The sequence below is a fragment of the Candidatus Limnocylindrales bacterium genome (assembly GCA_035559535.1).
In the GTDB taxonomy this organism is placed as follows: domain Bacteria; phylum Moduliflexota; class Moduliflexia; order Moduliflexales; family JAUQPW01; genus JAUQPW01.
Genome location: DATMBG010000007.1, coordinates 1 through 13,892 on the forward strand (window position 1 = coordinate 1; position 13,892 = coordinate 13,892).

Below are 13,892 nucleotides of genomic sequence, written 5' to 3' on the forward strand. Positions count from 1 at the left end.
CCCCGTCCCAAAGTCAGGTCACTCACGTGTTACTCACCCGTCTGCCGCTTTACTAGGGAGTTGCCTCCCGTTCTCGCTCGACTTGCATGTGTTAGGCACGCCGCAAGCGTTCGTTCTGAGCCAGGATCAAACTCTCCGTAATTACTTCTTAAAACCTTGAAACTCTCAGGTTGACTCCGGTTGATCCCTCCCATCAACCTGCTCCTATGTCAAAGAACAAAAATGGAAGAAAAAAGATTAAACTTTTTAGAAAACTTAGATTTTAATTGAGGATTAAAGATTAAACCTTAACTTAAAAGGTAATCACGGAGGGGAAAATTGGATCTTTCGATCACTTAATCAGGTTCCTCTTTCGAGGAACACTATCAATATAAGTTAATCTGCAATTTTTGTCAAGAACTTATCTTCAGCAATGTTATCTTATAACTACCAGTTAACTCTGTTCTTTTTCAGAAAGAACGTTTTTAATATAAAACTAAACTTCAATCCTTGTCAAGGGGTGTTTCCTTATTCTCCTAAAGCCTTTTATCAACCTCATTGCCACTTCCTAACGGATAAAATTAATATATTTTAATTTTTGACTCTTGTCAACGGCTTATCCTTTGGAGTGGAGAAGTATGCATCAGTTTAACAGGTTACTTTTCCTCTTTCTAACCTTCCTCAAGGGGGTTTTCAGGGAGTATCTTTTTTATTTTCCTTAAACCATACTCCCATGGTCCTGAGCTGAGTCTAAGGAATTCTTATAACTTGCAAAGAGTTCAACTTTCTCTTAACATTATCCTCAGATAACTTCTTTCCGTTTTTTTTAATTTTATGATAGAATTTCGGTATTTACCTGAAATTAAGCTTGACAGAGGGAAAAAGATTGGGTACGCTTCTGTCAGCTTTAGCTTTAACCTTTATTGGCCCTCTCCGAGGATGGTGTAAGAGTATGAAATTTCCAGCAACACGAAGAGAGTTTCTCAAGTATGCAACATTCCTGCTAGGAACTTCTTTCTTTCCCAGAACTGCTTCTACGGCTCCCGAATTCGATGCGGAAAAATTTACGTTTACCCAGCTTATCTATCGTGGAGGTAACTGGAATCCTTATCGTAATAGCTCCAAAGAACTCATGTATGAGTTAATGCGGCGAACCAGCGTAGAAGCCAACGTAGAAAGAAACAATGTAAGGTTGACGGATGAAGCCTTGTTCATGTCTCCCTTTTTATATATGACAGGTGGGCAAGAATTTGAGCCTTTTACAGATCAAGAGATTGAAATTTTAAGGCGGTTCTTGAACTTTGGGGGATTTTTACTGATCGATGATAATCTGGGACATAAGAATTATGGGTTTGATAAATCGGTTCGAAGAGAGCTAGCTCGTATTTTTCCAGATAGTCCTTTAACCACACTTCCACCAGATCATACGGTATTTCGTTCTTTTTATTTATTAAAAGCCGTTGGGGGACGAAATCTGGTGAACCCTTATTTAGAAGGGATCTATGTTGACGATCTGACTCCTGTTATTTACTGCCAGAATGACCTCGGAGGTGCCTGGGAGCGGGATGATCTAGGGAATTGGGTTTATGAATGCCAACCCGGTGGTGAGCATCAACGCGCTTTAGCTTTTCGATTAGGTATTAATCTGGTTCTCTACGCCCTTACCACAGATTACAAAAAGGATCAGATTCACTTGCCATCTATATTGAAGAGAATTCAATAATCGTCCGTTGTCTGTTGTCTGCTGTCTGTTGTTCGTAGTCATGAACAGAGAGCCAGCTCCAGGCATGACAAAGGACAAAGGACAAACTGCCATGAAGGGTCGATACCTCTTTTCTGCCTGTTTAGTTCTCTTATTAACCCTGATCTTGACCTCGCCATTAGGTATAACTGCACAATTTACTCGTTCAAATAGCCCTCCGGATAAACCTGGAGTCCGTTCTGAGCTTGCCGAAGGAGTGAAACTTGAACCCCCCCAAGAGCCCCAAACTCCAGTTACATCCCCCCCTGGTAAGGGGGAAAGGTTCGACCCTAAAAAATGGCCCATCGATGTGGGAGCTGTCGTGAATTCATCACCTGTTCTGGGAGATTTGGATGGAGATGGATGTTTGGAAATCATCATCGGTTCTGATAACGGTAAGGTCTACGCCTGGAAAGCTGATGGGACTCCCTTACCTGGATGGCCGGTAAGTACAGGAGATTCGGTTCGATCTTCTCCGGCCTTGGCAGACCTGGACGGAGATGGTAAACTCGAGGTTATTGTAGGATCCTTCGATGGTAAGATATATGCCTGGAACTTCCGTGGAAGTTTGGTCCTGGGTTGGCCGGTCACCACGGGAAGTGTGATTTACTCTTCTCCGGCTATCGGGGATGTAGATGGAGACCAGTCCCCTGAGGTGGTGGTAGGATCCTTTGACAATAAGGTCTATGTCTGGAATGCAGATGGATCTCTGGCAAGGGGTTGGCCACAATCCACCGGTCTCTTTGTTTATTCTTCCCCGGCTTTGGCGGATCTGGATGGAGATGGTAAACCCGAAATAATTATCGGATCGGATAATAACCAGGTTTTTATATGGAATGGAGAGGGGATTCCCTTAGCGGGATGGCCTCAGGTAACTGGACATGTTGTCCCTACATCTCCGGCTGTGGGAGACATCGATGGGGATGGAGAGTTAGATATTATAGCAGGATCCTGGGATAAAGTTTACGCCTGGGATAGCCATGGAAAATTGAAACCAGGCTGGCCTATTACAGTGGGAAGTTGGGTAACCTCCTCTCCGGCTTTGGCAGATCTGGATAATGACGGGCTTCCAGATATTATTGTCGGTTCCAAAGATGGAAAGGTGTATGCCTGGAATGGAAAAGGAAAACTCATCGATGGCTGGCCGACCATTACAGACGGGGAAATTACCTCTTCTCCCGCTGTGGGAGACGTAGATGGAGATGGGCGATTGGAAGTTGTCATAGGCTCCAAGGATAACAAACTTTATATCTGGGATATGAATGGAAAATTGCTCCCAGGCTGGCCCAAAGCCACCGGAGGACCTATCACTTCCTCACCGGCTATTGGAGACCTTGATAAAGACGGCAACATCGAAGTTGTGGTAGGGTCCAGGGACCATAAGGTTTATGTCTGGAGTATCCCAGGTTCCGGGCGCGTGGCCAGGTCCTCTCGACCTGACATCCCCTGGGCAGGTTTCCATCGAGATCCTCAACATACTGGTTTCTTAGGTCAAACCCTCCTTACCGGACAGGTAGCAAAAACCCTACGACCCTCTACGCCTGTCTCCGGTGCACAACCGACTCCAAACCTGACAAAAAGCCCGGAAGCCGAAAGATCCCAAGTCCCGGATACAGCCCTTCAATCTTCCCTTCAGAGAGGGCCTGAGGTTAAAAGGGAGGAGCCTGCAACACCACCGGTGGTCGCTAAACCGGTTATTGAAGATTTGACCATCTCGGACTTTACGGATACTACTGTGACTCTAACCTGGACGGCTCCCAGTGTAAAAGGAAATCCGGCTAAATTTTATGATATTCGATTCTCAGGGGAGCCGATAACCGAGGAAACCTGGGAGAAAGCCACCAAATATACCACCGATCTGCATCCCAGTTCTCCAGGCCAGCCAGAAACCTTTGTTCTCATTAACCTTCCTCCCCGGGAGAAACTTTACCTGGCCATCCGGGCCTCAGATGGAAAAGACAAAACCAAACTCTCCAACGTGGTGGAACTGGACCGTCTGGATACTATTCCTCCAGGTGCAATTAAAGATTTAGTCGTGGTCGAAAAGGGAGAGCAACTTGAACTTACCTGGACAGCTCCAGGAGATAATGGATATGAGGGAAGTGCCAATGCCTATGATATCAGATATGCGTCCCAACCTCTTAGCGAGTCTTCCTGGTCCAAAGCCGCAGAGATTATCGGAGAACCTAAACCGCTACCTGCCGGAACGAAACAGCAGTTCTTGATTCCAAAGCCTGCTACTACCGAAGTTCTTTATTTTGGAATCAAGACCATCGATGAAGCTCTAAATATCAGCCCCCTGTCTAATATTGCCACCTGGACTCCCCAGGATAAAATACCTCCAGCTAAGATCCAGGATCTAAGGGTCGAAAATATCACTCCGGAAGGAATTATTCTGACCTGGACGGCTCCCGGCGATGACGGTAATGTAGGGAGGGCTTTTCGGTATGATATTCGTTATTCAGAATCCCCCATTACCGATGCAAACTGGTCTTCCATTAAAAACCTTATCATAGGTCCTATTCCGGAGGCGGCCGGGACTTTACAAAGATTTATAATCAAAGAACCCCTGGCCGATAAAATTTATTATTTTGCCATGAAGACGGTGGATAAGCGGGGCAATGAATCTCCTCTATCCAATATTCTTCAGGTGGACGTTCGGGACAAAATAGCACCGGCTCCCATAAAAGACCTGGTCGTGATGGAAGTCGGATCCGATTGGGCCCGATTGTCCTGGACGGCTACCGGTGACAATGGAACCGAGGGGACGGCGGCTGCTTACTCTTTAAGATATGCAGAAGATCCTAAAATCCTGGAGGCCTGGGACCAGGCCCAGGAAGCAAAGGATTTACCGAAACCTTTGCCCTCGGGGTCAAAAGAGGAATTCAAACTCTCTGGATTAAAGAGTAACCTTCGTTATTACGTTGCTATAAAAGCTATTGATGGAGCAGGGAACTATTCGGCTATCTCCAATCTGGTCGAAGTAAAGACCTCAGATACGATTAATCCAGACCCCATAACCGATTTACGGGCTACCGGCAGTACAGAAGATAGTGTCACCTTGAGCTGGACCGCCACTGGAGATGATGGCCGAACAGGTAAAGCAGCTCGATACGACCTCCGTTATACGGTAAAGGAGAAGTTAACCAAAAACAACTGGGATCAGGCCAATAAACTAACCGGACTGCCCCAACCTGCCGAATCCGGTAAACCGGAAATTTATATTGTAAGAAACCTTGCCCGGGATACTGTTTACTATTTCGCCATTGAGGCCATTGATAAACAAGGGAATCGCTCCGGTTTATCCAATGTACTGGAAGTATCGACCTCGGATACAACTCCTCCGGCTGCCGTTACAGATCTGGCAGTACAGGGAAGTGGAGCCGATTGGGTTCGGGTAAGTTGGACCGCTACCGGAGATGATGGCACCGAAGGGCAGGCTTCGTTTTACTCTCTGCGATATGCCGAAAGCCTTCAAACGGTTCAGGAATGGGATCGGGCAACCGAAATTCCCAATATGATCAAACCCGGAAAATCAGGAAGTAAAGAAGAGTTTACTATTTCAGGTCTTAAAAGCAACACGGTTTATCATCTTGCAATTAAAGTCGGGGATGATCGGGGGAATCTCTCCCGAATCTCGAATATTGTTCAAGCGCGAACAGCGGATACCATCAATCCGGCACCTATTGCAGATCTGAGGGTAACCAGCAGTACCGAGGACAGTATTACGTTGAGCTGGACGGCTACCGGAGATGATGGAAGGGTTGGGAGAGCCGCAGCTTATGATTTAAGATTTACCCAAAAAGAGAAATTAACGAAAGAAAATTGGCCGCTGGCCGAGAAGATAGAACATCTCCCCAAACCTGCGGAATCGGGTAGTACCGAAACGTTTAGTATTACAGGTCTGGTTAAAGGGACTCCTTATTACTTTGCCATTGAAGCCATCGATGCCCAGGGAAATCGCTCCGGTTTGTCCAACGTGGTGGAGATCACAACGAAAGATGTTACCCCACCGGCGCCTATTAAAGATCTATCGGTTGTGAGAACAACGGGAGACTCTGTAGAACTAAGTTGGACCGCCACCGGAGATGATGGGACCGAAGGAGTGGCCACGGCCTATTCCTTAAAATATGCTCTGGATCGTAAAACCCTGGAGGAATGGAATCAAGCGACCGAGGCGTTTTCTATGATCAAACCTGCCAGGTCCGGTGAGAAAGAGAAATTCACCCTAACGGGACTTAAAAGCAATGTCGTTTATTATATCGGCCTAAAGGCCATTGATGAAGCCGGAAACACTTCAGGACTTTCCAATATTGTTCAGGCCAAAACCCAGGATACTATCAGCCCGGATCCCATTGTAGATCTGCGGGTAGTTGCCAATACAGAAAGTAGCATTACCCTGAGTTGGACGGCTACCGGAGATGACGGTAAAATTGGAAGAGCGGCCTCTTATGATTTAAGATTCACCGTCAAAAGTACCCCGAAGGATAAAAAGAAAAGAGAATCCGGAGAAGGTGTATTAACCAAAGACAACTGGACCCATGCCGTACCGGTTACGGGGCTACCCCAACCTGGAGAAGCAGGCAAAACAGAAACCTTTACGGTGACCGGATTATCTAAAAACAGCACCTACTACTTTGCCATTGAAGCTATTGATAAGCAGGGAAATCGCTCCGGATTATCCAATGTCATAGAAGTCTCTACCTCCGATACTACTCCGCCTGCCACGGTACAAACCCTGGCGGTTATGGGGGCCGGTGCAGATTGGATACGACTAACCTGGATCGCTACCGGAGACGATGGGATGGAGGGAAGAGCGGCCTCTTATTCCTTACGCTATGCGGAAACGGCTGCAGCTATCAAAGAATGGGACCATGCCCCAGAAGTCCCAAATATGATTCGACCCGGTAATCCTGGAGATAGAGAGGAGTTCATTATAACCGGAGGTCTGAAGAGTAATACTACCTATTATATAGGATTAAAGGTACGGGATAGTCGAGGGAACACGTCTGGGCTCTCGAATATTGTTCAGGCGAAAACCAGTGATGCGCTTAGTCCGGCACCCATCACGGATTTAAGAGTGGTAGAGAGTACCGAAGACAGTGTCACACTAAGCTGGACGGCCACCGGAGATGATGGAAGGGTTGGTCAAGCCAGCGAATATGATCTTCGATATACCCTGGGTGAAAAGCTTTCCAGAAATCTGTGGCCGTTGGCACATAAAGTGGAAGGATTACCCAGGCCGTTAGAGGCTGGACGTAGTGAAACTTTTAAAGTTACCGGGTTGAAAAGGCACACAACTTATTATTTTGGCCTCGAAGCCGTTGATAATCAGGGAAATCGATCCGGAATCTCCAATATTCTCGAAGTAAGCACCCGAGATCTAACCCCCCCGGCGGCTGTGACCGATCTGGCCATAGTCAGTACCGGACCTAATTGGGTGAAGGTAAGCTGGACGGCCACCGGAGATGACGGCACTGAAGGGCAGGCGGCCAAATATTCCCTAAGATATTTGGGGAGTACAGGAACAGAGTTGAAACCGGATCCTAACTGGTGGGATCAGGCTGTGGAGGTCTCAGACGTTCCTAAACCTGCTCAACCCGGGACTAAGGAAGAGTTTACGATTACAGGACTGAACAGTAATACCACTTATTTTATCGGATTAAAGATCTTTGATGGTCAAAACAATGTTTCGCCCCTCTCCAATATTCTCCGCACCCGAACTGCAGACACTATTAAACCGGCTCTCATTACAGATCTGGCTCCTGTAGAAGTTGGCGAAACCCTTGTCACTCTAAAATGGACGGCTACAGGGGATGACGGTAAAGTAGGTCGGGCCGAACGTTATGATTTAAGATATATGGTCGTAGGTCCCGGGCGTGGATCTTCTCTAACGCCTAAAACCTGGCAGACGGCCACCGAAGTCCCTAACTTACCCCAGCCTTCTGAATCTGGAACTGTTGAAGTAGTAACAGTAGCCGGTCTTTCCAGAGATACCAAATATAATTTTGCCATTGAAGCCATCGATGGAGCGGGAAATAGATCCGGACTATCCAATATCATCGAGGTAGTTACCCTGGATACCACTCCCCCGGCTTCTGTCACGGACCTGAAAGCCTTAGAGACCGGACCCGATTGGGTTCGATTAAGCTGGACGGCTACCGGAGATGATGGGATTGAAGGAACCGCTTCACGTTATTCCTTACGATATGCTACTGACTTAAAGACCCTTGAAAATTGGGAAAAAGCTACGGAAGCCGTCGCACCGAATCGTATGCCTCTCCCCAAGAGTGCAGGGACTTCCGAAGAATTTCTCCTCAAAGGACTCAAGAGTAATACCACTTATTATATCGCTCTGAGGGTCTTGGATAATCGGCAAAATATCTCTGGGCTTTCAAATATTGTAGAAGTACGTACCGCAGATGCTTTGAGCCCTGGAGTGATTGAGGATTTACAGGTAGTAGAAAGTACCGAGGATAGTATAACCCTAAGCTGGACAGCCACCGGAGACGATGGTCGGGTCGGACAGGCGAACGAATATGATCTACGGTATACCAGTGGAGAGAAACTCACCAAAACGAGCTGGAAACTAGCCCATCGGGTCACGGAGGTACCGAAACCCCAGCCATCGGGAAGTATGGAAACGTATAAGGTAACCGGACTAAGCCGAGATACGGTTTATTACTTTGGTATTGAAGCCATAGATAAGCAGGGGAATCGATCCGGGATTTCCAATATTGTCGAGATCCGCACCCAGGATCTGACTCCTCCGGCCGGTGTGGTAGATCTTGCTGTCATAGGAGCCGGAGCCGATTGGGTAAAGATAAGTTGGACGGCTACCGGGGATGATGGGACCGAAGGGCAGGCCACAGCCTATTCTCTCAGATATGCTGGCGATTTGAAAACTCTGGAGGAATGGGATCATGCTCTGGAAGTACCTGGAGTTCCCAAGCCCGCCCCCTCCGGGACTAAAGAAGTGTTTACCATCACCGGGCTTAAAAATAATTCAACCTATTATATCGGCTTGAAGGTCATGGACAATCGGCAGAATTTCTCTCCCCTTTCGAATATCTTAACGGTTCAAACCGCAGATACCATCAACCCAGCACCTATTACCGATCTTCGAGTTGCCGAGACTGCAGCAGATAGTATCACCCTAAGCTGGACGGCCACCGGAGATGACGATCGGGTTGGTCGGGCCGCTACCTATGATTTTCGCTATTCCACAGTTCCCTTGACCGAAAAGACCTGGGCATCTGCCCAGAAGGTCCCCAATCCTCCTACTCCCGCAGAGGCCGGAACTATAGAGAAATTAACGGTTCGAGGTCTTGTTCCCAATCAAATCTACTACTTTGGCGTACTGGCCATCGATAAAAACAGTAATATCTCTCCCTTATCCAACATCGTCGAAGCAAGCACCGCTGATACTCTGGCCCCAAAAGCGATTACAGATCTGTCCATTGAAGAGACCACCGAGAATTCCGTCTCGCTGGTCTGGACTTCGGTTGGAGACGATCCAATCCATAAGACGGCTGCTAGGTATGACCTGCGTTACAGTACAAATCCCATTACCGAAGGAAATTGGTCCCAGGCAACCAGAGTTTCTCCAGTCATCAAACCCTCGGAGTCAGGAACCAAAGAAAGACAGGTCGTTACGAACCTTCGTAAGGGTACTTCTTATTACTTTGCCATCAAATCTATCGATAACGCCTCCAACGTGTCTCCCCTTTCCAATACAGTTTGGGCTTATACCTTGCCAGACCGAATTACAGATCTTGCCGTGGGAAAGGTAGATAAGGACAAGGTAACCTTAACCTGGACAACTCCAGGGGGAGATCTAACGGGTATTACAGGTACCGAAGGACGTTTCTATGAAATTCGTTATGCAAAACAAGAAATAACCGAAGATAACTGGTCCCAGGCAACCCTCTACCCGGCTCGAATTAAAGCAAAAGAACCGGGCTCTCAAGAGCAGGTGGTTTTGACCAACCTACCCCCCGACGAAAAGCTTTTCTTTGCTGTCAAGGTCTTCAAAGTGGGAGGTCCGACGGTACCGGGTACAGCAGGAGTCCCGGGCACCGGAATCTCTGCCTCACAAATCTCCAATAAACTGGAGGTGAACCGATTAGATATAATTCCTCCGGCAGCCATTACAGATCTGGTAGTTCGCCCCATAACCTGTCAAAGCCCTGAAGGCCAGAATCTGGGGTCTCGAGTTCCGGATTCTGGACCTGAAAAATCTGCAGAATCCAAAAAACAATCCAAGGGTAAGCAAGGCCTACTCTCCTTTACAAAGCGTAAATCCAATAATTTGAGATCTGAATCTCCGGGCTCTGAACTTCGAACTTTAGATTGCTTAGAACTCTCCTGGACGGCTACGGGTGATAACGGTCATGAAGGGACTGCCACAGCTTATGATATCCGTTACGCCCGTACCCCTTTAGATGAAACCAATTGGGTCAGGGCAGAGCGATATCTCCATCCGCCCACTCCCCAGGCCGCCGGAACCCCCCAAACTTTTATCGTTCCACTCCCTTCCCAAGAAGAAACCTTCTTCTTTGCTATAAAAGTCTTAGACGAGGCGCTGAATATCTCCCCCATCTCCAACGTGGTATCCTGGACCCCTCCTGATCACATTCCACCTGCGGCTATTACAGATCTTAAAGTTACAAGTCTGGATAGTCATACCATCACCCTTTCTTGGACTGCACCTGGAAACAATGAAAACAGAGGAAAAGCCGCCTTTTACGATATACGATACTGTGGGGGGGATGTGCGTTGTAAGCTTCCTGAAGGATGGTCCAAAGCTCAAACGGTCGCAGGAGAACCCCTTCCAGAAGAAGCCGGTACCCTTCAGTCCATGACCTTAACAAATTTAATTTCGGATACCACTTATTACATTGCCATGACGGCTACAGATGGAGCCGGAAACACTTCTCCCCTGTCTAATATCGTTGAAGCGACTACACCGGATGTGGTAGCTCCGTCTCCTGTAAAAGATCTTTCTGTGGTAGGGGTAGGACTGGATCGGCTTAAACTTGCGTGGACGGCCACAGGGGATGATGGGGAGGTAGGACAGGCCTCCCAGTATTCGCTTAAGTATGCTACAGATCGGGCCACTTTGGAGAGGTGGGATTCGGCCACGGAAGTTCCTAAAGTTCCGGCACCTAAAAGCGCCGGTAAAAGGGAAGAATTTCTCCTGACAGGTTTAACCCATAATACCACTTACTATATCGGTTTAAAGGTCATTGACAATCGCGGAAATTATTCCGGACTTTCCAATATCCTGGAGGCGCGAACGGGGGATGCCATAGGTCCTGAAATGATCACAGACTTGAAAGTCATTGGAAAGACCAGTAGTCCTGGCACATCTGAAACACCCGATACACGGGAAGAGCGTACTGCCTCGACAGATGGCCTTACCCTCTCCTGGACGGCTCCTGGAGATGACGGTAAGGTAGGCCAGGCCGATAAATACGAAATTCGCTACTCGATAGAACCTCTCAATCCCGCTAACTGGAATAAAGCAACAAAAGTCAAGGAAGTCCCCAAGCCGTCTGTAGCAGGAACCGTTGAAAACCTGGTTATCCGGGGGTTGGCTTTTAACAAAAAGTATTACTTCGGCATCATAGCCGTAGATAAAAGTGGGAATCCCTCTCCCCTCTCCAACATTGCAGAAGGTTTTACAAGGGACACCATTCCGCCTCAACCGGTAAGGGACCTCCAGGTGGAAAGCACCACCAAAGATACCATCACTCTGACCTGGACTGCCCCAAAGGATGACGCTTTGCACGATCAAGCCTTTGCCTACGATTTGCGCTATAGCATACAACCCTTTGGGGAAGGATCCAATGCAGGTTGGGAAACTGCCGAGAGAGTTCAGGGTATTCCACAACCGGGTAACCCCGGAGCTTTAGAACGATTTACCATTGGACCTGCTCAAGGAATTACTCTCCAGGAAAATACACCTTATTACTTTGCGATTAAAGTGATAGATCAAGCCGGTAACGTTTCACCCCTATCCAATATTGTTTCTACCCAGACCAAAGATGTGACGCCACCTGTGGCTATTGGAGATTTAGTCGCTGCGTTTCCAACCCGAAATACGATTACCCTTATTTGGACGGCGCCTCAAGACCCCAATACCGGGAAGGTAGCATCTTACGAGATTCGCTACTGGGAAGTAAAAGACACCGATTTAGAAGGAACGGGTACCTGGGGGCATGAGAGGATAGAAACGCGACGACAGGGCGGGCAAGGTACACCCGGAGCGGAGGTTCAGAAATCTGGAAGCGGGGAAACGCCGGAGCTGATGACCACAGAAGATGTACCTCCTTCCAAGATAGAACCGCCCGGAAAGAAAACAACCGAAAAACCTGAGGCTAAACCCGAGGTGTCCTCTGGTAAGAAATCCCAAAAGACTTCAAAGGAAAAGGGTAAGATAGAGAGGCAAGGGCCGGAAGGTACAGGACAGGAAGGATCTGTACGAAAACCATCTGTTGCAGCGTCGAAACGCTCGATGCGGTCTGTTCTCCCCAAACCCGAAGAGATTCCTGAGGCTAAACCCAAGATAAAGCCGACCCCCTCAATATCGGGACAGGTTCCAGGCTCGGGGGAAACTACTCTCCAGCAGGGAGGTATAGAGGTACACGGGCAAAAGAGCCAAGAAACGGTTCCCACAACTTCGCGTTCTCAGGTCACTACGTCCCGGATACCTTTTCCCTGGGAGAAAGCTGTTCGGATACCTACTCCTCCTCAACCGTCCAATCCTGGATCTGTAGAAAAGTATGTGGTGGCAAACCTCAAGGAAGGTCAAACCTATGCCTTTGCCATCCGGTCCACAGATCCAAGTGGTAATATTTCTGAGCTTTCCAACGTGGTGGTTGAAATGACCCTAGGTCCGTCCCTTCCTGTAGGTCGTCCGTCGATAAGTGCAATCAGCCCAGAAAAACCGATCCATCAGGGACAATGGAGCACTTATCAGGGAAAAGGAACGATCCTTTCAGAGGATAATATGGGTATTCAGGTAACCTCCACCGATAGGGTTTTTGGGATTAAGCGTCCCCTGGTGGTTTCTTATCCGGCCGGAAATAATACGGTAACACTCCCCCAGGATCAATTATCTTTAAAGATCAAGAGTCGAGAACCTTTTATTGTCTATATAAAGGTTATGTCAACCCAAAAGGACGAATACTACCTGGCCTATCAAGCCTCTACATATAATGGTTTGTGGGCTGTGAGTCAGGAGCAGAGATTGAGTAGTGATAAGGAAGTAGCTGTTGCAGCCGATAATGAACAAGGAACTCCTCGATTAAACCCGGGACAGACAATGGACCATGGACCCCAAATAACCGATAACAGACAGCAGACTATGCCTGACAGGCAACCTGCCTTTCATCGGGTGGATAATTTTGTGTTCTTCCGACTGGGTTCGGAGTTTTTGGATGGAAACTGGCATAATCTGGAGAGAAATCTGAGAAAGGATCTCTTTGAAGCTACCGGGCAGAACTATCTGGCAACTAAATGGTTCGCAGTGAGAGGAACCCAGTTTTCCCTTGGAGATGTAAATCTGGCCGGTAAGCTGGTTAAAACTATTTCTGTAAGCGATGGAGGAACCGCTGCGGCAAGTTGGGGGATTCACTATGGAGAGGGCGATTTAAGTATCCAACCAGATAGTGAATTAAACAAACCGGTTCTTCAGGCCAAATCCCGCACAGGAAGAGAATTAGTTATTGCTTATCCGGTAAAGCCGGGCATTCAAATTACGGAAAAGATTTTATCCGCCCAGATAAAAGCCCGAGAAGAGTTCAAGTTCTTTGTAAAGGTTGTGACCTCTACGGGAGAGACTTATTATCTAACCTATATTCCCAGAGAAGGACCCCTAACCGTGTCCGGCAATTATATCTACGTCCCCATTGGAACTTCTTATCGAGACGGTACCTGGCACAAACTGGAACAGAATTTAGAAGCGGATCTGAAAAAAGCCCTTGAATCCTCGGGTCAACCCGGTACAAATTATAGCTATACCAATTGGATTTCCATCGGTGGTAGAGAATTCAGCCTGAATGATATACAGTTCAGTACCGAGGAAATGACCGAGAAGATCCTAAAGTAAAACTTTATCGGAGTAGGGCGTATGGGGCTTTTACCCCCCATACGCCCGTACTTCTAC

2 protein-coding genes and 1 rRNA gene are annotated in these 13,892 nt (G+C 47.6%); 2 read left to right on the plus strand and 1 reads right to left on the minus strand.

Annotated elements, in window-relative coordinates; all coding sequences use genetic code 11:
• Positions 1-142 (minus strand): 16S ribosomal RNA (locus tag VNM22_01720); the annotation flags it as partial.
• 789 nt (positions 143-931) lie between these two features.
• Here VNM22_01720 and VNM22_01725 point away from each other — a divergent pair.
• Positions 932-1,702: a DUF4159 domain-containing protein gene (locus VNM22_01725; GenBank protein HWP45855.1), complete on the plus strand. Its 771-nt coding sequence runs from the start codon at positions 932-934 to the stop codon at positions 1,700-1,702.
• Between the two features lie 64 nt (positions 1,703-1,766).
• Positions 1,767-13,835 (plus strand): fibronectin type III domain-containing protein, encoded by a 12,069-nt coding sequence (locus tag VNM22_01730; protein ID HWP45856.1) that lies wholly within the window; start codon positions 1,767-1,769, stop codon positions 13,833-13,835.
• Positions 13,836-13,892 lie beyond the last annotated feature (57 nt).